We start from the raw sequence: 19,751 nt of genomic DNA, 5'->3' as shown, positions 1-19,751 counted from the left end.
GGGGCTCGAATGCTGTGGGTTACGCTGCGCGCTGCGGCTCGGGGGCGGTGATTGCGTACACGGTGTACGCGCCGCGTGCCTCAGGCTGTGCAGGTGGCTCAGGCGCTGGCGTTACGCGCCCGGTTGCGAGCGGCACGGCGCTTCATCGCGCGGCGCTCGTCCTCGCTGAGGCCACCCCAGACGCCGGAGTCCTGGCCGGACTCGAGCGCCCACTGCAGGCACTGCTCCATGACGGGGCAGCGGCGGCAGACGGCCTTGGCTTCCTCGATCTGCAGCAGCGCAGGACCGGTGTTGCCGATGGGGAAGAACAGCTCGGGGTCTTCCTCACGACAAACGGCGTTGTGACGCCAGTCCATGGCTGCTACCTCTCTAGGGTGTTACAAGCTGGTTGCTTGTGAATGTGAACGCTTTCACGAATCCCCCCGTAAGTGAAGGGCCGACTGCCAGGTGAACTGGTGTGGTCCAGGTACTGAGGAGGGGTTCTGGCTCTCAGTGGAGGCCGGTGTTGCGGGCCGTCCCGATCGCCAAGAAGAGACTCGCAAACCTCGACACCGGATACAACCCCTTCCGGAAAGTTTTTTTTGATTCCTCGGTGTCGACTAGGTCACAGCCGTACTTCTAAGGGGTGGATGCGCGCCTAAACGTTCGAGTGAAAGGACTTTGGGCCCTTCCACTCACACAATCACACGCAGTGCACGGCGTACGCCTGTGAACGTCACGCTCGTACGCAGTCCCAGGTGGTCTCCGTCCATCTGGAGGGGGAGGGGGACCTTCGAATGCAAGGTGAAGTCGGTCAGGTCGTGAAGAGTCACGGCGTGCTTGCCCCGCGGCCCCCGCTCCGGGGTCGAGGTGAGCAGCTGGGTGGCGTAACGGGCCACCGCCGGAGTGGACAGACGGCTCAGTCCGAGCACGTCGAGCGCGGTTTCGAAGGACGCCTCCGGGGACGCGTACACCGGACGATTGCCCAGGTAGGTCCAGGGGGAGGTGTTGCAGATTATGGAGAGGACCAGATCCTCGACCGGCTCCGCCCCGGGCCGCTCCAGCGTGATCGTGCCGTGCCGGCGGTGCGGCTCCTCCAGGAACTGGCGCGCCACCTGACGCAGATAGAGGGCGTGCGTGGATCTCTTCCCGCGCTCCCGCTGCTGTTCGACCCGGCCGATGACGCTCGCGTCGAAACCGAGTCCGGCGCAGAAGGTGAACCAGCGGGACGGAACCGCCTCGTCCTCCGTGCCCGGCGTCCCCGAGGCGAGCCCGAGGCTCACCGTGCGTGCCCGGCGCTCGCGCAGCGCGTCCAGCAGGGCGCCGGTCGCCTCCACGGCGTCGTTCGGCAGCCCCAGCGCGCGGGCGAAGACGTTGGTCGAGCCGCCGGGGACGACCGCGAGGCCCGGCAGCCGGTCGGGATCGGGCCCGCCGTGCAGCAGCCCGTTCACCACCTCGTTGACCGTGCCGTCGCCGCCGAGGGCCACGACCAGATCGATGTTTCCCGCGTCGGCGGCACGCCGGCCCAGGTCGCGCGCGTGCCCCCGGTACTCGGTGGTGACCGCCTCCAGCTTCATCTCGCTCGCGAGCGCGTGGATGAGCACGTCACGGGTGCGGGCACTGGTGGTGGTGGCTGCCGGGTTGACCACGAGAAGTGCGCGCATGAGCGCCAGCGTACCTACCCGGCGGTACCGGGCGCAGTCCAGGCCGTCGGCGGGAGCCCCCACCCGGCCCGCCCGGCCCCTCGCCCGCCCCGGCTACCCTGCCCTCTATGAGCAGTACGGAGCAGACCCCCCGCCCCACCCGTCTCGCCGCCGCGGCGGTCGTGGCCGGCATCGAGGCCCTCGGGCTCCTCGCCGGGGGTGTGTACATGCTGGTGCACGCCCTGACCGAGACGTCCGGCGACCTCACCGGGGCTTTGACCGGAGCGGTGACGCTCGCCGCACTCGGGCTGATCCCGCTCGCCGCGGCCCGCGGCCTCTGGCTGCGCCGCTCCTGGAGCCGCGGCCCGGCCGTCATCACCCAGATCCTGGCGCTGCCGGTCGCCTGGCAGATGCTCCAGGCGAACAGCGCGATGATCCCCGCCGGCGTCGTCCTCGCCGTCCTGGCGGTCACCGGGCTCGTCCTCCTGGTGAACCCGGCCACGACCGAGGCGCTCGGCATCCGGCGCCCCGGCCAGGACTCCCTCTAGGGCCTGTCGGCCCTACTCCTCGACGAGGAGCTTCTCCCTCAGCTGCGCCAGGGTCCGGGCCAGCAGCCGGGAGACGTGCATCTGCGAGATGCCGACCTCCTGCGCGATCTGCGACTGGGTCATGTTCCCGAAGAAACGCAGCAGCAGGATCCGCTTCTCCCGGGGCGGCAGGTCCTCCAGGAGCGGCTTGAGCGACTCGCGGTACTCGACCCCCTCCAGGGCCTCGTCCTCCGCGCCCAGCGTGTCCGCCACCGCCGGCGACTCGTCGTCCGTGTCGGGGACGTCCAGGGAGAGCGTCGAGTAGGCGTTCGCCGACTCCAGACCCTCCAGGACCTCCTCCTCCGAGATCCCGAGCCGCTCTGCCAGCTCGTGCACCGTCGGCGACCGGCCGTGCTGCTGGGACAGCTCCGCGGTCGCCGTGGTCAGCGAGAGCCGCAGCTCCTGGAGCCGGCGCGGCACCCGGACCGCCCAGCCCTTGTCGCGGAAGTGGCGCTTGATCTCGCCGACGACCGTGGGTGTCGCGTACGTCGAGAACTCGACCCCGCGGTCCGGGTCGAACCGGTCGACCGACTTGATCAGGCCGATCGTCGCCACCTGCGTCAGGTCGTCGAGCGGCTCGCCGCGGTTGCGGAAGCGCCGGGCCAGGTGCTCCACCAGCGGCAGGTGCATCCGCACCAGGCGGTTGCGGAGCTCGGCCTTCTCGGGGGAGCCCTCCGGCAGCTCGCGCAGCTCGAAGAAGAGAGCGCGGGCGCCGCTGCGGTCGTGCGGGTCCGGGACGGGGTCCGGGAGCTCGTCGGCCTCGTCCGCGTCGTCGGCCTGCCCGGCCTTCTCCGCGACCACGGCCGCCTCACCCTGCCCGGCCGCCTCGCCCTGCTCGCTCTGTCGCGCCCCGGGCGGCCCGGAGACGCCCTCGGGCGTCCCGGGGGCCTCCGGGACGCCTGGGGTCCCGGGAACCTCGTGGTGCTGCTCGTGCTCGCTCATCTGGTCCGCCTGCTCCGTAGCGACCTCATGCGGCCGCGCCTGCTGCTCAGGGATGCCGGCCGTCGCGTCCCCGCTCCTCACGCCGGGCCTGGCCCCGCGCCGCGCTGTTTGTACAGGCTGATCGAGACCGTACGGTCATCGGCCACCGACGACTCCACCTTTCCGGCCAGTGCCGACAGCACCGTCCAGGCGAAGGTGTCCCGCTCGGGTGCCCGCCCGTCCGTGGTGGGGGCGGACACCGTCACGTCCAGGGAGTCGTCGACCAGCCGGAAGACACAGCTGAGGACGGACCCCGGCACGGCCTGCTGGAGCAGAATGGCGCAAGCCTCGTCGACCGCGATCCGCAAGTCCTCGATCTCGTCGAGGGTGAAGTCCAAGCGCGCCGCGAGGCCGGCCGTGGCCGTACGCAGCACGGACAGATAGGCACCCGCAGCGGGCAGCCGGACTTCCACGAAGTCCTGGGTCCCGGGCTCGCCTGCGATCTGGGACACCCTCACCTCCAAGGTGGCACAAGCTCATTCGGGGTCCGGGGGGAGACACCCCCGAACCGGGCGGTACGCAGGGGGCTGCGCGGTCCGCCGTGACGCTATCGCGATCCGTCCCGCCGTGTCGCCGTGAGCCCCCGGCCCCCGATCACGCTCGTCACCCATGGTAGGCCCATGGGAGCGGACGGTGGCCAGGGCGCTGCGGGGGACGAAACCGAGCGACCGGCGGAGGGAGGACGTACCCAACCCCGGGGCGGTCGAACCGTGTCCCGCCCGAACCGTGTCCGCGGCGGGCGGTCCTCCGGTCCTGCCGTGCCCCGGGGACCTCAGACGATCGAGCCGTCCACGAAGCACCAGCGCCATGCCTCGCCCGGCTCGAAGGTCCGCATCACCGGGTGCCCGGTCGAGGAGAAGTGCCCCGTCGCGTGCTGTCCCGCCGAGGAGTCGCAGCAGCCCACGTGCCCGCAGCTCAGGCAGAGCCGCAGCTGGACCGGGTGCGTGCCGTCCACCAGGCACTGGGGACAGGTGGCGGCCAACGGCACCGGTTCGGGGCGCGGCATTTCGGCAACGTGCGGGCACTCGCTCATGATGGCCAGGTTACGTCGCGGTAGGGAACGGGGTCGGGGATGGACGCACTGCAGCTGGTGGCACTGGTGGCGGCGAGCGCCGCCATCGCGGGCTTCGCCCGCAGGACCCCCGTGCCCGCCCCGCTGCTCCTGGTCGCCGTGGGCCTCGCCGCCTCGTACCTGCCGGGGGTGCCGGACTACACGCTCGACCCGCACATCGTGCTGCCGCTGATCCTGCCCCCGCTGCTCTACACGGCCGCCCTCGACTCCTCGTACCTCGACCTGCGGGCCAACATCCGGCCCGTCGCGCTGCTCTCCGTCGGCTACGTCCTCTTCGCCACCGTGGCCGTGGGGTGGCTCGCGTACGTCCTCGTGCCCGACCTGCCGCTGACCGCCGCGCTCGTGCTCGGCGCGGTGATCGCCCCGCCGGACGCGGTCGCCGCCACCGCCATCGCGCGCAAGCTGGGCCTGCCGAACCGGATCACCACGATCCTCCAGGGCGAGTCCCTGGTGAACGACGCCACCGCGATCACCGCGTACAAGGTCGCCCTCGCGGCCGCCGTCGGCGAGGGCGTCAGCTGGGCGGGCGGCCTCGGGGAGTTCGCGCTCGCGGCGATCGGCGGCATCAGCGTCGGCCTGGTCCTGATGGTCCCCATCCACTGGCTCCGCCGCCACCTCGGCGAGGCCCTCCTCCAGAACACCCTCTCCCTCCTCATCCCCTTCGTCGCCTATGCGGCGGCCGAGGAGGTCGGTGCCTCCGGAGTCCTGGCGGTCGTCGTGGTCGGCCTCTTCCTCGGCCACAAGGCGTACCAGGTCGACTTCGCGACCCGGCTCCAGGAGGAGGCCGTCTGGAAGATGGTCGCCTTCGTCCTGGAGTCCGCCGTCTTCGCCCTGATCGGGCTCCAGCTCCCGTACGTCGTCCAGGGCCTCGGGCAGTACGGGATCGGCGAGGCGGTCTGGTACGCGATCGGGGTCTTCGTCGCCGTGGTCCTCGTCCGGTTCCTCTGGGTCTATCCGGCGACCTTCCTGCCCCGGTGGCTGTCGGGCCGGGTCCGGCAGCGGGAGCCGGGGGTGGACTGGAAGGCGCCCCTCGTCGTCGGCTGGGCCGGCATGCGCGGGGTGGTCTCCCTCGCCATCGCGTTCTCCATCCCGGTCGTCACCGACGGCGTGGAGTTCCCGTCCCGCAACCTCGTCCTCTTCCTCACCTTCACCACCGTCATCGGCACCCTCGTGGTGCAGGGCCTCACCCTGCCGCCCCTCATCCGGCTCCTGAAGCTCCCCGGGCGGGACGCGTACGCCGAGACGCTCGCCGAGGCGCAGGCGCAGAGCGAGGCGTCCCGGGCCGCGGAGGAATGCCTCGACGCGCTCCTCGAAGACGAGCGCAACGCCCTGCCGAAGCCCCTGGCCGACCGGCTCCGCACGGTCATGGAGCGGCGCCGCAACGCGGTGTGGGAGCGGCTCGGCGCCGTCAACGAGATCACCGGGGAGACCGCCGACGACACCTACCGGCGGCTCGCGCGCGAGATGATCGACGCCGAACGCGAGGTCTTCGTGCAGCTGCGCGACGCGCGTCGGATCGACGACGAGATGATGCGGACCCTGCTGCGCCGCCTCGACCTGGAGGAGGCGGCCGCCTACCGGGAAACCGACTAGGCAGGGCCCGGCCCTACCGGCAGGACGTCCCTCAGGCGTCCTGGGGCGCGCCCGTCACCACCGCCGCGAGCCGGGTACCCGCCGGGAACGCGCCCTCCTCCGCGAGGGTGACGAGGCCGTACAGCATTTTGGCCACATACAGCCGCTCGATGGCGAGTCCATGCCGCGCCTCGAAGTCCTGTGCGAACGCCTCCAGGGCCGGGGACGTGCGCGCGTAGCCCCCGCAGTGAAAGCGCTCGTCCAGCGCCCAGTCGCCGCGCGGGCCGCCGAACGCCGCCTCCTGGAGCGCCCGGACCTCCCCGCCCAGGAAGCCGCCCCGCAGCACCGGGACGCCCAGCGCCTTCTGCCCCGGGGCGAGGCCGGCCGCGAGGCCCGCCAGGGTGCCGCCCGTGCCGCAGGCGACGGCGACCGTGTCCGCGGCCCCGGAGAGCTCCCGGCCCAGCGCCTCGCACCCCTGGACGGCGAGCGCGTTGCTGCCGCCCTCCGGGACGACGTACGCGCCCGCGGGGGCCCGCTCCAGGAGCGCCGCCAGAGTGGCCGGATCGTTCTTCGCGCGGTACGTGGTCCGGTCGACGAACTCCAGCCGCATCCCGTCCGCCGCGCACCGCGCGAGGGAGGGGTTGAGCGGCCGCCCGGCCAGCTCGTCGCCGCGCACGATCCCGACCGTGGGGAAACCGAGCAGCCGGCCGGCGGCGGCCGTCGCCCGCAGATGGTTGGAGTACGCGCCGCCGAAGGTGAGCACCGGCCGCCCGTCCGCCGCGCGCAGGTTGAGCGCGAGCTTGCGCCATTTGTTGCCCGGCAGGTCCGGGTGGATCAGGTCGTCGCGCTTCAGCAGCAGCGTCAGTCCGCGCCGGGCGAAGCGCTCGTCCTCCACCGGCTCCAGGGGCGAGGGGAGCCGGGGCCGCAGACGGGAGAGGTCGAACGCGTTCACCCGGCCATTGTCCGTGCGCGCCGCGCGGTCAGCGCAGCCGGTCGGCGATCCGCTCCCGCATCGAGGCCATCGTGAAGCCGCGCGGGTCCACCTTCCCCGGCTGCCACTCCAGGTGCCCGATGACCGAGCGGTGCGTCCAGTGGTGCACCCGGCAGACGGCCGCGGCCGCCTTCGCGATGGCCTCCAGCTGGACCTTGGGCCAGGGGTCGTCGCCGTCCCCGAGGTTCTCGCACTCGAATCCGTAGAAGTGCCGGTTGCCGTCGGTGGTGGCCTCGTCGTCCGGCGGCAGGCGGCGCTCGGCGATGACCGCCCGGAGCACCTCGTCGTCGCCCAGTCCGGCGTGGTTGGCGCGCCCGTAGCCGACGAGGTGGACCGTGCCGTCCTTGGCGATGACGCCGTGGCACAGGGGCCCCGGCAGGGCCGCGTGGCCGTCCCGGCAGAGCCGTACCGTCGCGGCGGTGCCGCGGGTCACGGTGTGGTGGATCATCACGCCGTGGACCGGGCCCCAGGGCCCCTTGTGGTTGCGGTTGTGGGTGGACCAGTCGCCGACCTGGACGACCGTGAGGCCCTCGTCGCGCAGCGCGTCGAGGAACCTGCTCGCGGTCATGGGTGAGGCCATGGCGGACTCCCTTCGGGGGGCGGGTGAACTTCCGGATTACCGGATTCCGTCACTCCGCCGCCATCCGTTCGGACCGCGTGCGAGCCGATCCGGACAGGGCGCCACGGGGCCCGTGGGGCTCCGCTGTTCGGAGGGAAATCACGTGACATGCCCCGAAGATCGTCGAACAGTCCCACCCGAATGTGTAATGGCGCCGACACACTCCGTGCTGAAAGGCTTCGTCTCGCAACTCAGTCATACGAGAGGGAGTTCCATGTCCGTTGGTTCGGTTGGCGACGACGTCCGCGCGGAGCAGCAGGCGCCGCAGCAGAGTCTCGGCACCGCCGCCGCGCGGAACCTCGCCACGACCACCAAGTCGGCTCCGCAGATGCAGGAGATCACCTCCCGGTGGCTGCTGCGGACGCTGCCGTGGGTCCAGGTGCAGGGCGGCACGTACCGGGTGAACCGGAGGCTCAGCTACTCGGTGGGCGACGGCCGGGTCACCTTCGTCCAGACCGGAGAGCGCGTCGCGGTCATCCCCGCCGAGCTCGGCGAGATCCCCGCCCTGCGGGGGTACGAGGACGAGGACGCCCTCACCGAGCTGGCCGCCCGCTGCACCCAGCGGGAGTACGCGGCGGGCGAGATCATCGCCACCGCGGGTGCCACCGCGGACCGCGTGTACCTCCTCGCCCACGGCCGGATCGAGCAGATCGGCGAGGGGCCCTACGGCGACGAGGCCGTCCTCGGCGTACTCGCCGACGGCGCCTACCTCGGCGAGTCCTCCCTGGTCCGTGAGGACGCCATCTGGGAGTGGACCGCCCGGGCCGCCACGGCCTGCACGGTCCTGGAGCTCACCCGGGACGACGTGCGCAACCTCGCCGACCGGGCCGTCTCGCTCGCCGCCCACCTCGCGACCGTCGCCGCGCTGCCCGACCAGCGCACCAACACCTATGGCGAGGCGGCCATCGACCTCTCCGCCGGCCACGTCGGCGAGGCGGTCGTCCCGCACACCTACGTCGACTACGACGCCTCGCCCCGCGAGTACGAGCTGAGCGTCGCCCAGACCGTGCTGAAGGTCCACAGCCGCGTCGCCGACCTGTACAACCAGCCGATGAACCAGACCGAGCAGCAGTTGCGGCTCACGGTCGAGGCGCTCCGTGAGCGCCAGGAGCACGAGCTCATCAACAACAAGGAGTTCGGCCTCCTCTCCAACTGCGACTACGGGCAGCGGATCCAGCCGCACGACGGCGCCCCCAGCCCCGACGACATGGACGAGCTGCTCTCCCGCCGCCGGGGCTCCAAGCTCTTCCTCGCCCACCCGCGCGCCATCGCCGCCTTCGGCCGCGAGCTCAACAAGCGCGGTCTGGTGCCGGAGACCATCGACGTCAACGGCAACCGCATCCCGACCTGGCGCGGTGTCCCGATCTACCCGTGCAACAAGATCCCGGTCTCCGACGCCCGGACCACCTCGATCATCTGCATGCGTACCGGCGAGGCCGACCAGGGCGTGATCGGTCTGCACCAGACCGGCCTGCCCGACGAGATCGAGCCCAGCCTCTCCGTCCGCTTCATGGGCATCGACGAGCAGGCGATCATCTCGTACCTGGTCACGGCCTATTACTCGGCGGCGATCCTCGTCCCGGACGCGCTCGGCGTCCTGGAGAACGTCGAGGTCAGCCGCTGGCGCTGAGCCGGCGACGCTCGGGGGCGGGGACCGAACCCTCCCGCCCCCGGGCGTTCCCGGACCCGCCGCCGCGAAGGATGCGAGGGAAGAGACCGTGACCATGACCAGCACGGATGCCGTGGCCGACGGCCGGGGGGCCGTGCGGCTCCTGGACCAGACGCGCGCCGCCGTCAATCCCCAACTGCGTTCCACCGTCGAGACCCTGCCGGGTTCCATACGACGGGTGGCGATGTACCACTTCGGCTGGGAGCGTGCCGACGGCACCCCGGACGCGGGGCAGACGGGCAAGGCCATCCGCCCCGCCCTCGTCCTCGCGGCCGCCCGCGCCCTCGGCGCCGAGACGGCCCAGGCCGTGAAGGCCGCGGCCGCGGTCGAGCTCGCGCACAACTTCACCCTGCTCCACGACGACATCGTCGACGAGGACCCGACCCGGCGTCACCGGCCCACCGCCTGGACCGTCTTCGGCATCCCGGACGCCCTCATGGCCGGGGACGCGATGAGCGCGCTGGCCCTGCGGCTGCTCGCCGAGGACCCGCACCCCGCCTCCGCGGCGGCCTCCGCCCGACTCGCCGCCTGCATCATCGAGCTCTGCGCCGGCCAGCAGGCGGACTGCGCCTTCGAGCAGCGCGGCCCGCGCGAGGTCTCGCTCGACGAGTGCCTGGCCATGGCCACCGCCAAGACCGGCGCGCTGCTCGGCTGTGCCTGCGCCGTCGGCGCGCTCTACGCGGGCGCGGGTGACGAGGAGGTCGCGGCGATGGACGCCTTCGGCCGGGAGGCCGGGCTCGCCTTCCAGCTGATCGACGACCTCATCGGGATCTGGGGGGATCCGGACCGCACGGGCAAGCCGGCCGGGGCCGACCTCGTCGCGCACAAGAAGTCGCTGCCGGTGGTGGCGGCGCTCGCGTCGGGCACCCCGGCGGGCGACGAGCTGGCCGAGCTCTACTCCCGCCCGACCCTCGACGCGGCGGCCGTCCGGGCGGCGGCGGACGCGGTGGAGCGGGCCGGCGGGCGCGACTGGGCGCAGGCCCAGGCGGCCGAGCGGATGGGCCGGGCCGTCGAGTACCTGGCCCAGGCGGTGCCGGACCTGGCGGCGGCCGGGGACCTGCTCGCCCTCGCGGAGTTCGTCACCCGCCGCACGCGCTGACCGTTCGCGGTCCCGGGGCTCGCGGGTCTCAGCCCTCGGGGACGATCCGGGCGACCACGGTCTCGATCAGGTCGTCCAGGTCCCGGTCGCCGTGGAGGCCCGGGACCGTGAAGTGGTCGAGCAGCAGCCCCGTGAGGGCGAAGTAGAGCAGCCGGACCGTGTCCGCGTCCCCGGGCATCCCGGCGCCGAGGTGCAGCCGGATGTTCCCGTCCAGGTCGGAGCGGAGCACCTGGGTGAGCTGGGTCCGCAGCTCGGGACGGCGTACGGCCTCAAGACGGAGTTCGAAGAGCCCCAGGTAGCAGGTTCGCTCGGCCGTGAGCCGCCGGGCGACCGCCCGCATCAGCTCGACCACCAGGGCGCGGCTCGGCTCCGGCGGCATCGCGGTGTCGATGACGCCGGGCTCGGGGGTCAGCCGGACGAAGATCCGGTCGCCCACCTGGGAGAGCAGCCGGTCCCGGTCGGTGAAGTAGTTGGACGAGGTGCCCATGGGGACCCCCGCCCGGGCGTCGACCGCGCGGAAGGTCAGCCCGCGGGCTCCTTCGTCGGCCAGTACCTCGATCGCGGCGTCGAGCAGTGCCGCACGACGTTCCGGGTTCCTCGCCACGGCGGGGGCTCCTTTCGGGCTGAGCGTGTTTCCTCGAACATAGGGCTTGCCTAACCACTACAGGTGAAGCACTATAACTGTCGTGGTTGCGATCGCGGCCACGCGGCCGAGAAGAAGAGGACCGGTTTGCGCAAGCTCACCTACTACATCGCCTGCACCATCGACGGCTTCATCGGCGATCCCGAGGGCGATGCCACCTCCCTGTACAAGTACGCGGAGGCTTCGTACGCGCAGTGGATGGGTGCCGAGTATCCGGAGACCGTCCCGACGCACCTGCGCGAGCTCGCCGGCGTCGACGGCGACCCCCGGCACTTCGACACCGTGATCCAGGGGATGGGGTCGTATCGGATCGCCCTGGACATCGGCGTCACCAGCCCGTTCGGTCACCTGCGCGAGTTCGTCGCCACCCGCTCGCTGACCGAGTCGCCCGACCCCGACGTGGAGCTGATCGCCGACGACCTCGTCGGCCGCGTCCGCGAACTCAAGGCCGAGGGCAGCCCCCTGGGCATCTGGCTCTGCGGCGGCTCCACCATCGCCGGCGAGCTCGTCGAGGAGATCGACGAGCTGGTCATCAAGACGTACCCGCAGGTCTACGGCAGCGGCATGCCGATGTTCGGCGCCGGCTTCGAGCCCCGCGACTTCGAGCTCGGCGAGGTGCGCACCTTCGACAACGGCGTGCTCGTCCGCACGTACACCAGGAAGCGGTAGCGCGGGAAGCGCTCCCGCGCGGGGCGTCCTACCCTGGAGGCATGGGTGACGAGGCGCCTCGCACGACGCGGGACCCCCGGGCCGAGCCCAAATGCCCGGCCTGCGGCGTTCCGCGGGCCACCATGGCCACCCGGCACAAGGTCCTCGGGGCCTGGGTGCCGGAGTGGGAAGTCCAGCCCTGCCGCAACCCCGCCTGCGAGCTGTACGAGGGTGCGGAAGCCGCGTCCCCGCACGTGACCGGCAAGAACGGCGAGATCGGGAGAAGTCCGGCCCCGGGGTGACCGGCCGCGCGCCGGAGCCGGTCATACCGCTACAGTCCGCGCATGTCATCGGAGTCGACAGAAGTCTGGACCGGCTGGTACCGGGACCGCAGCGGCGCGGAAGCGATCGTCATCACGGCCGACGGGCGGCACGTCGCCACCCGGATCAGGGGGGTCGAGTACACGGGCGAGAGCTTCGCCGCGCTGAGCGCGAGCGGGGAGGGCGCGGCGGGTGCCGGCCATCCCCTCACCGGCTGCGTCCTGGAGTGGGACCTGCCCCTCCCCGTCGTCCTGGACGGCGCCGCCCAGCAGGCCACCCTCGCCTGCCTGCTGACGCTCGGCGAGCGGGCGGACCTCAGCCTGACGCTGCACTACGGCGGCGCCGCCTTCGAGGCGTGCGTCGCCGGAGGCGACTTCGAAGGGGCGCTCGACCGGGTCCGGCGCCAGCTGCCGCCCGGCGCGGACTTCGGACGCCGCCTCCTCCAGGCGGCCTGACGGCGAGCGGAGCCGAACGGAACGGCGGCGGCCCCTTCACGGGCCGCCGCCGTCCGTCGTTCAGGCTCTCCCGGCCCGGGTGCTCCCGGTCCGGGCTCTACCGGTCCGGATTCCGCAGGTCCGGATTCCGCCGGTTCAGGAGGTCTTGAACGCGGAGGCGAGACCGAAGCGCCACAACTGGTCGACGCGGGACCGCTCCTGGGCGTTCGGCTGGGCGTTCTGGCAGGACGTGCCGGGGCCGCCGCCCGACATCAGCTCGCTGCACGGGCCGCTGTAGTGGTCCGGCAGGCCGAGCACGTGACCGGTCTCGTGGGCCGTCACACGGGTGGAGTTGTACTGCTGGTTCTGCCGGTAGTCGAGGAAGATGTAGCCACCGCCGTGACCGTCGGTGCTGGCGTACGAGCCGCGCGAGTCGTTGCCCTCGTAGTACGCGAAGTCCGGGTTGCTCCCCTCGACGAGCCGGACGTTCGCCACCGAGCTGTTCCATATCTGGGCGGAGCGGGAGATCTGCGTGCGGAAGCTCGGCGCGTTGGCGGCGCTGTAGACGACGGTGACCGCGGCCGCGCCCGGGGCGGCGGCCCGCTTCTTCGCCACCGACTTCACGACGGCGTCGAAGAACGCCTTGTTGGCCTTGGCCTCCTCGGCCGAACCGGCGTACGCCACCTTGGCGGTGCCGGCGGTCACGGCCGGGGCCGAGGCGGCCGCCGGGGCCGTGCCGAGGGAGGCGGTGAGGCCGAGACCGAGGGTGGCGGTCAGTACGGCGGTGAGGACCTTGGGGTGACGCATGGGGGGCTCCTCCTGTTGGGGTTGGAGAGAGTCTCGGGGGAGCCGGGGCGTGCGGGGATGATGCCAACCGCCGATAGCTCCGCCGCATCACCCTCGGTCGGAGCCCTCAACTGCCATGGAATGCAAGGAGATTGAGGCGTTCCGGATGTCTGGTGCGACGCCCGGCCGCCGCCCTACCCTCGGGGCATGGAGCTGGAGGTGAGACACCTGCGCGCGCTGTGCGCCATCGCGGACACGGGCAGCCTGCACAAGGCGGCGCGGCAACTCGGCATGAGCCAGCCCTCGCTGACCACCCAACTGCGCCGCATCGAGAACTCCCTGGGCGCCGAGCTCTTCTCCCGCGGCCGCACCGGCTGCCGCCCCACCCCGCTCGGCCGCTCGCTGCTCAGCCGCGCCCGCCCCCTCGTCGCGGACATGGCCGCCCTCGTCACCGAGGCCCGCGCCGCCGCCGCCGGCACCGGCGGCCCCGGGCTCCGCGTCGGCTCCACCGCGAGCCGGGCCCTCCCGGGCTGGCTCCGCCGGCTGCGCCAGCGGCTGCCGGACACCGACGTCGGACTCCGCATGGACGTCTCCGCCAACGCGCTGCTGCGGTCGGTCGCCGCCGGCCAGCTCGACGTGGCGTTCGTCCACGAGGTCGAGGGCTGCCCGTTACGGGTCCCCGACGGCCTCGACGGAAGGGTGCTCGTCGCCCGCGAACCGCAGTTCATCTCCATGGCCCGCGACCACCCGACCGCCGGCCGGTCCGTCGTGGACCTCGCCGACCTCGCCGGCGACCACTGGATGGTCGACCCCACCGTGGACGGCGAATGGGACGGCCTGCGCCGGGTCCTGGGCGACGCCGGCATCGACCCGCCCCTGCTGCACGGCGACTACCACACCGCCGCCTCGCTCATCGTCCTCGGCGAGGCCGTCGCCCCCTGCCAGCCGACCTCGGCCCCGCGCGAGGACATGGCCATCCGCCCCCTGCGCGGCGACCCGCTGGCCGTCCGGCTCCTGCTGTACGCGCGCCCCGGGGCACCCCTGGACCTGCTGTACGCGGAACTCGCCGCGGCCTACCGGGAAGTGGCCCTGCGAGCCGCCCCGTACCGCGAGTGGCTCCGCCGCCAGGGGACGGCGGCCGGGCTGTCGGTGGGACCGTGCATGATGACCGTATGAGCGAACGCGAAGGCGGCTCCGGCCGGGCAGTGGCACGCCACGCGCACCTGGAGGACCTGCCCCGGGCAGCGGTACGCCACGCGCACCCCGGGGACCTGCCCCGGGTCGTGGAACTCGTCGCCGAGCACGCCGCGTACGAGAAGGCGGCCGCCCCGGCGCCCGGCCTCGCCGACCGCCTCGCCCGCCTCCTCTTCGGCCCCGAACCGCCCCGCCTCCGCTGCCTGGTCGCCGCCCTCCCGGACGGCACCCTCGCCGGCTACGCCACCTGCGCCCCCGAACTCTCCACCTGGGACGGCGCCGAATACCTCCACATGGACTGCCTCTACCTCACCGAAGCCTCCCGCGGCCACGGCCTCGGCCCGCTCCTCATGGCCGCCGTCCGAGCCGAGGCCCGCGCACTCGGCCTCACCGACGTCCAGTGGCAGACCCCCGTATGGAACGAAGGAGCCATCCGCTTCTACGACCGCCTCGGCGCCACCTCCAGGGGAAAGCACCGCTACACCCTCCGCGCGGACCCCGCCGCCCCCTGATCGTGTGGGCCGCGGCTCCCGAGGGTGAGGAGTCTCGGTGTGGTGCCGGGGCCGGGCCGGTGGCGCGTGGGCCAATGAGGAGATGACCGAGAGGCCGAGCAACGGACGACTCCACCAGATCCGGCGGCGGCGTACCGCCCGGCGCCCCGGTCCGGAACGGGGCGGGACCGGTGGAACCACCTCCCGGCTCTCCCTGCTGCTCCTGAGTCTGCCGGGCCTCGCCGCCGTCGCCGCCCTGCTCTTCACCTGGCTCCAGGTCGGCCAGACCGGCAAGGAGCTGCGGATCATCGAGGAGGGCCAGATCACCACCCGCTTCAACACCGCGATCGGGAACCTGGGTTCCGACTCCGTCGACGTCCGGCTGGGCGGGATCTACGCGCTCGAACGCATCATGAACGACTCGCCGCCGGACCAGGGCAGCGTGGTGTCCGTGCTCTCCGCCTACATCCGGCGCCACTCCCCGGTGCGGCCCGGAGGCGCGCCGTCCGCCCCGTCCGTCGACGCGGTCGCCGCCATGAACGTGCTCGTACGGCGCAGGCCCGAGCACGACCAGGGGCTCTCGGTGGTGCTGAGCGGCGTCAACCTGCGGGGCTGGGCCCCGGTCCAGCCGATCGCGGCGGGCGACAGGCGCGCCGTCCACCTGCGCGAAGCCGTGCTCTCGGGTGCGGACCTGCGGGACGCGGAGTTCATCGACGCCGACCTCCGCGGCGCCGAACTCGACCACGCCGACCTCAGCGGTGCCGACATGACGTTCACGAATCTCGCGGAGGCGTCCCTGGACCGCGCGCGGCTGCGCGACACGGCCTTCAGCGGCTCGGACCTCACGGCCGTCCAGTTCTGCTTCGACTCCGGGCAGTGCGCCGACCTGACGGGCACGGACCTCTCGGGAGCCGACCTCTCGGGAGCCTCCTTCCCCGGCGCGGACCTGCGGAAGGCGCTGTTCTGCTCGGACGTCTTCCTGCAGCGCGTCGGCCGCGAGGACCCCATTTCCGAAGGCCGGTGCGCGTCCCTGCGCACCGTGGACCTGACGGCGGCGGACCTCTCCGGCGTCGACCTGGCCGGCGCGGACCTGACGGGTGCGGATCTGACCGGCGCGGACCTGACCGGCGCGGACCTGACCGGCGCCGACCTGACCGGCGCCGACCTCACGGACGCCAAGCTGGACGACGCCGTCCTCGCCGGAACACGCGGCCTGCCCCCGTCGCTCCGGAAACGATGAAGCCGCGGGCTCAGGCCGACGGTCCGCCGCCGCGCAGGCCGTCGACGACGTGCGCGACATGGTGTGCGGCCTCGGCGGGGTCGAGCGCCGCGTGTCCGACGAGCAGGCGGTACCAGAAGGTCCCGAAGATCTGGTCGGTCGCGAGCTCCAGATCGGCGCCGGCGGGCAGTTCGCCCCGGTCGAGGCCGCGGGTCAGCAGCTCCTTGACGACGGCGCGGCGGCTCTCCACCCACTGCCGGAAGGGTTCCTCGAAGGCGGGGTCGAGCTGGGCCTCGGCCATCAGGCCGCGCAGCGCCCGCACCCTCCGAGGGTGCCCCGTCACCCCGTAGAGCGCGGTGACGAACGCGGTCAGGTCCTCGGTGAGACGGCCCTCGTCGGGTACGGGCATGCGCTGCTCGATGGTCTGCCGGTACGCGTCCATGACGAGCGTCGGCCGGGACTTCCACCAGCGGTAGACGGTGCTCTTGGCGACGTCGGCGCGCCGGGCCACGCCCTCCATGGTGACGCCCTGGTAGCCGACCTCCTCCAGGAGTTCGGCCGCCGCGGCGAGTACGGCGTCGTGCGCGTCCTGGCTGCGTACGCGGCCTCCGGTGCGGGGGGCGGCGGTGCGGCGGGCGGGGGGATTCTCTGCGGACACCCGAGCACCGTAGCAGTGTGCTAGCTTTAAATCGAAACGCGACGCAGCGTTTCGATTAAGGGCTTCGACGAGGGGGAAGATCATGAGCACGGTCATCGTGTCGCACGGGCTCGGGATGAACAGCGCCGACCACTGGTACCCGTACCTTCAGGACGAACTGACCACCACCGGCCACCGGGTGCGCGTCCCCCGGCTGCCCGACGCACACGCACCCCAGGCGGACGCCTGGCTCAAGGCACTGGCCGCCGAGACCGCCGACGCGCCCGCCCCCGACACCGTCCTCGTCGGCCACAGCCTCGGCGGCGTCAACGTGCTGCGCCTCCTCGCCCAGCACGACGTCGACGCCGAGGGCCCGTACGCCGGAGTCGTCCTCGTCGCCTCCATGGCCGGCGAAGTCGGCTACGACGCCCTCGCCCCCTTCTTCGAGCCCGGCTTCGACTGGCCCCGCATCCGCCGCGCCGCCGCCTCGTTCCGCATCCTCCACGCCGCCGACGACCCGGTCACCGGCCCCGCCACCGCCGACCACGTCATGAAGTTCGTGACCGAACTCGGCGCCACCGCCACCCTCTCCGCCATCGGCGGCCACTTCCCCAGCACCGACACCACCCTCACCCGCCTCCCCGAGGCCCTCCGCCTGATCACCGACCTCCTCCCGGCCTGACCGCACACGCGAAGGGGCCCGACCGTCGCCGGTCGGGCCCCTTCGTGCATCCGGGAACGGGGAAGGTCAGGCCTTCTTCGTCTCCCAGAAGATGCGGTCGATCTCGGCGATGAGTTCCAGCGCCTTTTCGCCCGTCTTGGGGTCGGTGGACGCCTTGGCGGCCGAGAGGGCCTTCAGGGTGTCGTTGACCAGCTGGTTGAGCTCGGGGTACTTCTCGAAGTGCGGGGCCTTGAAGTAGTCGCTCCAGAGCACCGAGACGTGGTGCTTGGCGAGCTCTGCGCGCTGCTCCTTGATGACCGTGGCGCGGGCGCGGAAGTGCGCGTCCTCGTTCGCCTGGTACTTCTCCTGGACAGCCTTGACCGACTCGGCCTCGATGCGGGCCTGGGCGGGGTCGTACACGCCGCAGGGGAGGTCGCAGTGGGCGCTGACCGTCACCTTGGGGGCAAACAGGCGGGAGAGCATTGAGCCGTCCTTCCTCGTGATCGTCTTCTCAGGTGGGACATTACTCGGTGAGAAGGGCGTTTTCGCGGGCGCCCCCTGGGGCTTAGGTCAAAAGTCCAGGGTCACCATGGGACTCGTGTACGAGTCGACGAGCGGGCGCGCGGGCGGACCGGGAGGTGCCGGATGAGGGAATCGGGGCGGGAGCAGGTGGCGGAGGCCGGGGCTCCGTTCGGGATCGCCGAGGTGACGGGGGTGTCGATGGTGCCCACGCTGCTCCACGGCGACCAGCTGCTCGTGCACTACGGCGGGCGGCTGCGGCCCGGCTGCGTGGCGGTGCTGCGCCATCCGCTCCAGCAGGATCTGCTGATCGTGAAGCGGCTGATCGAGCGACGGGACGGCGGCTGGTGGGTGCTGGGGGACAACCCGGCCGCGGAGGGGGACAGCCGGGTCTTCGGGGCCGTACCGCCCGAGCTGGTTCTCGGGCGGGTGCGGGCCCGGTACAGGCCGGTGACGCCGGGGCGTCAGCGGTCGGCGGTGGTGACGCTCTCCTGGCTGGTCTCGGCGGTGAGGCCGGTGTGGTCCGACCGTTCCGCCTCCAGGCGCTTGCGGGCGCGGTAGGCGGCGACGTTGGCGCGGGTGGCGCAGCGGTCCGAGCAGTAGCGGCGGGAGCGGTTGGTGGAGGTGTCGAGGTAGGCGTTGCGGCAGGGCGGTGCCTGGCACAGGCCGAGCCGGTCGGCGCCGAACTCGGTGAGGTGGAAGGCGAGGCCCATGGCCGCGATCGCCGCGTAGCCCGCGGTCGGGTTCGAGGGGTGGTCGGCGAGATGCATGTGCCAGCGGGGGCGGCCATCGTCGTCGAGGAGGTCGTGGCCGGAGATCTGGGGGCTGACGGGGAACTCCAGGAGGAGGGAGTTCAGCAGGTCGACGGCGCCCGTGTGGTCGTCCTCGTCGGCCGCGGCGAAGACCGCCCGGAGCCGGGCGCGTACCGACCGGAAGCGGGCGACGTCGGGGTCGGTGACCCGCCGGGCCATCTGGGTGGCCGGGCCGAAGAGGTCCCGGATCACCTCGACGGAGGTCAGGGTGTCCTTGCCGCGAGCCGGCTCCTCGGTGTTGACCAGACGCACGGCATAGTCCGAGTAATAGGCCAGTTCCACTTGTAGTCCTTACTCCGGCGGGCTAGGGTCTCGGTCGTGAGGGGTAACGGCTGTGTCCCCTTCGAGGGTATTACGAAGGGGACGGGAGGGTACGGCGATGACCGGAACCGACTGGGCGGCCTGGCAGCGGAGCTGGGACCGTCAGCAGGAGTGGTACATGCCGGACCGCGAGGAGCGGTTCCGCGTGATGCTCGACATGGTCGAAGCGGTCGTGGGACCGAAGCCCCGCGTGCTCGACCTCGCCTGCGGTACGGGAAGTATCACGGATCGGCTCCTCCGGAGGTTCCCCGATTCCACCAGTACTGGAGTGGATCTCGACCCGGCCCTCCTGGCCATCGCCGACGGGTACTTCGCCGGCGACCCCCGCGTCACCCTCGTGGCGGCCGACCTCAAGGACCCGGAGTGGACCGCGGGGCTGCCCCACGACACGTACGACGCCGTCCTGACCGCCACCGCCCTCCACTGGCTCCACAGCGAGCCCCTGACGGCCCTCTACGGGCAGCTCGCCGGTCTCGTCCGGGACGGCGGCGTCTTCATGAACGCCGACCACATGATCGACACGACCACCCCGCGGATCAACGCCGCCGAGCGCGCCCACCGGCACGCCGCCATGGACCGGGCCAAGGCCGACGGGGCCCTGGACTGGGCCGAGTGGTGGGCCCTCGCCGCCGAGGACCCGGCCCTCGCCGGCCCCACCGCCCGCCGCTTCGAGATCTACGGCGAGCACGCCGACGGCGACATGCCCTCCCCGCGCTGGCACGCCGAGACCCTCCGCGCCGCCGGCTTCGGCGAGGCGCGCCCGGTCTGGGCCTCGCCCTCCGACACCCTGCTCCTGGCGGTGAAGTAGACCGGCCGGACACGACGGAAGGGGCGGTACGGGAGACCCGTACCG

25 protein-coding genes are annotated in these 19,751 nt (G+C 72.4%); 13 read left to right on the top strand and 12 right to left on the bottom strand.

The genetic code is table 11. The features are described 5' to 3' along the window. Positions 1 to 98 precede the first annotated feature (98 nt). A complete protein-coding gene (locus tag ACFVZH_RS14010) occupies positions 99 to 356 on the bottom strand; it encodes a WhiB family transcriptional regulator (protein WP_003953983.1) in 258 nt (85 codons plus the stop codon). A 318-nt stretch (positions 357 to 674) separates the two neighbouring features. Further along, positions 675 to 1,643 carry a diacylglycerol/lipid kinase family protein gene (locus ACFVZH_RS14005; RefSeq protein WP_384896679.1) on the bottom strand — a complete coding sequence of 323 codons (969 nt, stop codon included), beginning with the start codon at positions 1,641 to 1,643 and terminating at the stop codon, positions 675 to 677. Positions 1,644 to 1,750: 107 nt separating this feature from the next. Here ACFVZH_RS14005 and ACFVZH_RS14000 point away from each other — a divergent pair, with 107 nt between their 5' ends. Beyond that, positions 1,751 to 2,170 carry a hypothetical protein gene (locus ACFVZH_RS14000; protein WP_384896676.1) on the top strand — a complete coding sequence of 140 codons (420 nt, stop codon included), beginning with the start codon at positions 1,751 to 1,753 and terminating at the stop codon, positions 2,168 to 2,170. Positions 2,171 to 2,182: 12 nt separating this feature from the next. Here the strand turns inward: ACFVZH_RS14000 and ACFVZH_RS13995 are convergent, their stop codons facing one another. From ACFVZH_RS13995 to ACFVZH_RS13985, 3 genes are all read right to left on the bottom strand, one after another. Beyond that, positions 2,183 to 3,232 carry an RNA polymerase sigma factor SigF gene (locus ACFVZH_RS13995; protein ID WP_384896674.1) on the bottom strand — a complete coding sequence of 350 codons (1,050 nt, stop codon included), beginning with the start codon at positions 3,230 to 3,232 and terminating at the stop codon, positions 2,183 to 2,185. Next, positions 3,229 to 3,642 carry an anti-sigma regulatory factor gene (locus tag ACFVZH_RS13990; RefSeq protein ID WP_019889334.1) on the bottom strand — a complete coding sequence of 138 codons (414 nt, stop codon included), beginning with the start codon at positions 3,640 to 3,642 and terminating at the stop codon, positions 3,229 to 3,231. Before ACFVZH_RS13990 ends, ACFVZH_RS13995 begins: the two co-directional genes overlap by 4 nt. A gap of 320 nt (positions 3,643 to 3,962) precedes the next feature. Then, positions 3,963 to 4,223, bottom strand: coding sequence for a UBP-type zinc finger domain-containing protein (locus ACFVZH_RS13985; protein WP_384896671.1), 261 nt, complete (start codon positions 4,221 to 4,223; stop codon positions 3,963 to 3,965). 39 nt (positions 4,224 to 4,262) lie between these two features. On the opposite strand from ACFVZH_RS13985, the gene ACFVZH_RS13980 reads away from it, so the two are divergent. Then, positions 4,263 to 5,855: a Na+/H+ antiporter gene (locus ACFVZH_RS13980; RefSeq protein WP_384896668.1), complete on the top strand. Its 1,593-nt coding sequence runs from the start codon at positions 4,263 to 4,265 to the stop codon at positions 5,853 to 5,855. A 31-nt stretch (positions 5,856 to 5,886) separates the two neighbouring features. Here the strand turns inward: ACFVZH_RS13980 and ACFVZH_RS13975 are convergent, their stop codons facing one another. Further along, positions 5,887 to 6,786, bottom strand: coding sequence for a 1-aminocyclopropane-1-carboxylate deaminase/D-cysteine desulfhydrase (locus ACFVZH_RS13975; protein WP_384896665.1), 900 nt, complete (start codon positions 6,784 to 6,786; stop codon positions 5,887 to 5,889). A 28-nt stretch (positions 6,787 to 6,814) separates the two neighbouring features. Further along, a complete protein-coding gene (locus ACFVZH_RS13970) occupies positions 6,815 to 7,405 on the bottom strand; it encodes an N-acetylmuramoyl-L-alanine amidase (protein ID WP_384896662.1) in 591 nt (196 codons plus the stop codon). A gap of 253 nt (positions 7,406 to 7,658) precedes the next feature. Here ACFVZH_RS13970 and ACFVZH_RS13965 point away from each other — a divergent pair, with 253 nt between their 5' ends. Next, positions 7,659 to 9,074 carry a family 2B encapsulin nanocompartment shell protein gene (locus ACFVZH_RS13965; protein ID WP_384896659.1) on the top strand — a complete coding sequence of 472 codons (1,416 nt, stop codon included), beginning with the start codon at positions 7,659 to 7,661 and terminating at the stop codon, positions 9,072 to 9,074. A gap of 94 nt (positions 9,075 to 9,168) precedes the next feature. Further along, positions 9,169 to 10,212, top strand: coding sequence for a family 2 encapsulin nanocompartment cargo protein polyprenyl transferase (locus ACFVZH_RS13960; RefSeq protein WP_384896656.1), 1,044 nt, complete (start codon positions 9,169 to 9,171; stop codon positions 10,210 to 10,212). 28 nt (positions 10,213 to 10,240) lie between these two features. Here ACFVZH_RS13960 and ACFVZH_RS13955 read toward each other — a convergent pair whose 3' ends face one another. Beyond that, positions 10,241 to 10,816, bottom strand: a complete 576-nt coding sequence (locus tag ACFVZH_RS13955; protein WP_384896652.1) for a TetR/AcrR family transcriptional regulator — start codon at positions 10,814 to 10,816, stop codon at positions 10,241 to 10,243. Positions 10,817 to 10,942: 126 nt separating this feature from the next. On the opposite strand from ACFVZH_RS13955, the gene ACFVZH_RS13950 reads away from it, so the two are divergent. The 3 genes from ACFVZH_RS13950 to ACFVZH_RS13940 are packed head-to-tail and all read left to right on the top strand — an operon-like array spanning position 10,943 to position 12,279. Then, entirely contained in the window at positions 10,943 to 11,524 is a 582-nt protein-coding gene (locus tag ACFVZH_RS13950) for a dihydrofolate reductase family protein (protein WP_384896649.1), read from the top strand. A gap of 41 nt (positions 11,525 to 11,565) precedes the next feature. Then, positions 11,566 to 11,805 carry a hypothetical protein gene (locus tag ACFVZH_RS13945; RefSeq protein ID WP_384896646.1) on the top strand — a complete coding sequence of 80 codons (240 nt, stop codon included), beginning with the start codon at positions 11,566 to 11,568 and terminating at the stop codon, positions 11,803 to 11,805. Between the two features lie 42 nt (positions 11,806 to 11,847). Further along, a complete protein-coding gene (locus ACFVZH_RS13940; RefSeq protein WP_384896644.1) occupies positions 11,848 to 12,279 on the top strand; it encodes a DUF6304 family protein in 432 nt (143 codons plus the stop codon). A 135-nt stretch (positions 12,280 to 12,414) separates the two neighbouring features. Here the strand turns inward: ACFVZH_RS13940 and snpA are convergent, their stop codons facing one another. After that, the gene (gene snpA, locus ACFVZH_RS13935) at positions 12,415 to 13,065 is read right to left on the bottom strand and encodes a snapalysin (protein WP_384896641.1); all 651 of its coding nucleotides are present in this window, start codon (positions 13,063 to 13,065) and stop codon (positions 12,415 to 12,417) included. A gap of 186 nt (positions 13,066 to 13,251) precedes the next feature. Between snpA and ACFVZH_RS13930 the strand changes: the two genes are divergently transcribed. The 3 genes from ACFVZH_RS13930 to ACFVZH_RS13920 all read left to right on the top strand — a co-directional run bounded on the left by ACFVZH_RS13930 (position 13,252) and on the right by ACFVZH_RS13920 (position 15,969). Then, positions 13,252 to 14,220, top strand: a complete 969-nt coding sequence (locus tag ACFVZH_RS13930) for a LysR substrate-binding domain-containing protein (RefSeq protein ID WP_384896638.1) — start codon at positions 13,252 to 13,254, stop codon at positions 14,218 to 14,220. After that, positions 14,217 to 14,750, top strand: coding sequence for a GNAT family N-acetyltransferase (locus ACFVZH_RS13925; RefSeq protein ID WP_384896636.1), 534 nt, complete (start codon positions 14,217 to 14,219; stop codon positions 14,748 to 14,750). Before ACFVZH_RS13930 ends, ACFVZH_RS13925 begins: the two co-directional genes overlap by 4 nt. Positions 14,751 to 14,832: 82 nt before the next feature. Then, on the top strand, positions 14,833 to 15,969 hold the full coding sequence (locus ACFVZH_RS13920; protein ID WP_384896633.1) for a pentapeptide repeat-containing protein: 1,137 nt from the start codon (positions 14,833 to 14,835) through the stop codon (positions 15,967 to 15,969). A gap of 10 nt (positions 15,970 to 15,979) precedes the next feature. Here ACFVZH_RS13920 and ACFVZH_RS13915 read toward each other — a convergent pair whose 3' ends face one another. Continuing rightward, positions 15,980 to 16,606 (bottom strand): TetR/AcrR family transcriptional regulator C-terminal ligand-binding domain-containing protein, encoded by a 627-nt coding sequence (locus ACFVZH_RS13915; protein WP_384896631.1) that lies wholly within the window; start codon positions 16,604 to 16,606, stop codon positions 15,980 to 15,982. Positions 16,607 to 16,688: 82 nt separating this feature from the next. Between ACFVZH_RS13915 and ACFVZH_RS13910 the strand changes: the two genes are divergently transcribed. Then, on the top strand, positions 16,689 to 17,267 hold the full coding sequence (locus ACFVZH_RS13910; protein WP_384896628.1) for an RBBP9/YdeN family alpha/beta hydrolase: 579 nt from the start codon (positions 16,689 to 16,691) through the stop codon (positions 17,265 to 17,267). A 66-nt stretch (positions 17,268 to 17,333) separates the two neighbouring features. On the opposite strand, the gene sodN is transcribed toward ACFVZH_RS13910, so the two are convergent. Continuing rightward, positions 17,334 to 17,729 (bottom strand): superoxide dismutase, Ni, encoded by a 396-nt coding sequence (gene sodN / locus ACFVZH_RS13905; RefSeq protein WP_017236240.1) that lies wholly within the window; start codon positions 17,727 to 17,729, stop codon positions 17,334 to 17,336. 162 nt (positions 17,730 to 17,891) lie between these two features. Here sodN and sodX point away from each other — a divergent pair, with 162 nt between their 5' ends. Then, the gene (gene sodX, locus ACFVZH_RS13900) at positions 17,892 to 18,326 is read left to right on the top strand and encodes a nickel-type superoxide dismutase maturation protease (RefSeq protein ID WP_384896625.1); all 435 of its coding nucleotides are present in this window, start codon (positions 17,892 to 17,894) and stop codon (positions 18,324 to 18,326) included. On the opposite strand, the gene ACFVZH_RS13895 is transcribed toward sodX, so the two are convergent. Beyond that, on the bottom strand, positions 18,230 to 18,859 hold the full coding sequence (locus ACFVZH_RS13895) for a CGNR zinc finger domain-containing protein (RefSeq protein WP_384896622.1): 630 nt from the start codon (positions 18,857 to 18,859) through the stop codon (positions 18,230 to 18,232). The two genes, sodX and ACFVZH_RS13895, sit on opposite strands and share 97 nt — an antisense overlap. A 97-nt stretch (positions 18,860 to 18,956) precedes the next feature. Here ACFVZH_RS13895 and ACFVZH_RS13890 point away from each other — a divergent pair, with 97 nt between their 5' ends. After that, a complete protein-coding gene (locus ACFVZH_RS13890) occupies positions 18,957 to 19,706 on the top strand; it encodes a class I SAM-dependent methyltransferase (protein WP_384896619.1) in 750 nt (249 codons plus the stop codon). Positions 19,707 to 19,751 lie beyond the last annotated feature (45 nt).

Origin of the sequence: Streptomyces sp. NPDC059534 (assembly GCF_042743475.1) — a bacterium.
Classification (GTDB): domain Bacteria; phylum Actinomycetota; class Actinomycetes; order Streptomycetales; family Streptomycetaceae; genus Streptomyces.
Note: the sequence above shows the minus strand (reverse complement) of the source record. Positions and strands in the feature narration are given on the sequence as shown.

What these genes read in the sequence shown, in the direction of transcription:
- ACFVZH_RS13970 (WP_384896662.1), bottom strand. Translation starts at nt 7,405, where the DNA reads ATGGCCTCACCCATGACCGCGAGCAGGTTCCTCGACGCGCTGCGCGAC.
- ACFVZH_RS14005 (WP_384896679.1), bottom strand. Translation starts at nt 1,643, where the DNA reads ATGCGCGCACTTCTCGTGGTCAACCCGGCAGCCACCACCACCAGTGCC.
- ACFVZH_RS13960 (WP_384896656.1), top strand. Translation starts at nt 9,169, where the DNA reads ATGACCAGCACGGATGCCGTGGCCGACGGCCGGGGGGCCGTGCGGCTC.
- ACFVZH_RS13910 (WP_384896628.1), top strand. Translation starts at nt 16,689, where the DNA reads ATGAGCACGGTCATCGTGTCGCACGGGCTCGGGATGAACAGCGCCGAC.
- ACFVZH_RS13920 (WP_384896633.1), top strand. Translation starts at nt 14,833, where the DNA reads ATGACCGAGAGGCCGAGCAACGGACGACTCCACCAGATCCGGCGGCGG.
- ACFVZH_RS14000 (WP_384896676.1), top strand. Translation starts at nt 1,751, where the DNA reads ATGAGCAGTACGGAGCAGACCCCCCGCCCCACCCGTCTCGCCGCCGCG.
- sodX (WP_384896625.1), top strand. Translation starts at nt 17,892, where the DNA reads ATGAGGGAATCGGGGCGGGAGCAGGTGGCGGAGGCCGGGGCTCCGTTC.
- ACFVZH_RS13945 (WP_384896646.1), top strand. Translation starts at nt 11,566, where the DNA reads ATGGGTGACGAGGCGCCTCGCACGACGCGGGACCCCCGGGCCGAGCCC.
- ACFVZH_RS13980 (WP_384896668.1), top strand. Translation starts at nt 4,263, where the DNA reads ATGGACGCACTGCAGCTGGTGGCACTGGTGGCGGCGAGCGCCGCCATC.
- ACFVZH_RS14010 (WP_003953983.1), bottom strand. Translation starts at nt 356, where the DNA reads ATGGACTGGCGTCACAACGCCGTTTGTCGTGAGGAAGACCCCGAGCTG.
- ACFVZH_RS13965 (WP_384896659.1), top strand. Translation starts at nt 7,659, where the DNA reads ATGTCCGTTGGTTCGGTTGGCGACGACGTCCGCGCGGAGCAGCAGGCG.
- snpA (WP_384896641.1), bottom strand. Translation starts at nt 13,065, where the DNA reads ATGCGTCACCCCAAGGTCCTCACCGCCGTACTGACCGCCACCCTCGGT.
- sodN (WP_017236240.1), bottom strand. Translation starts at nt 17,729, where the DNA reads ATGCTCTCCCGCCTGTTTGCCCCCAAGGTGACGGTCAGCGCCCACTGC.
- ACFVZH_RS13985 (WP_384896671.1), bottom strand. Translation starts at nt 4,223, where the DNA reads ATGAGCGAGTGCCCGCACGTTGCCGAAATGCCGCGCCCCGAACCGGTG.
- ACFVZH_RS13925 (WP_384896636.1), top strand. Translation starts at nt 14,217, where the DNA reads ATGAGCGAACGCGAAGGCGGCTCCGGCCGGGCAGTGGCACGCCACGCG.
- ACFVZH_RS13890 (WP_384896619.1), top strand. Translation starts at nt 18,957, where the DNA reads ATGACCGGAACCGACTGGGCGGCCTGGCAGCGGAGCTGGGACCGTCAG.
- ACFVZH_RS13940 (WP_384896644.1), top strand. Translation starts at nt 11,848, where the DNA reads ATGTCATCGGAGTCGACAGAAGTCTGGACCGGCTGGTACCGGGACCGC.
- ACFVZH_RS13930 (WP_384896638.1), top strand. Translation starts at nt 13,252, where the DNA reads ATGGAGCTGGAGGTGAGACACCTGCGCGCGCTGTGCGCCATCGCGGAC.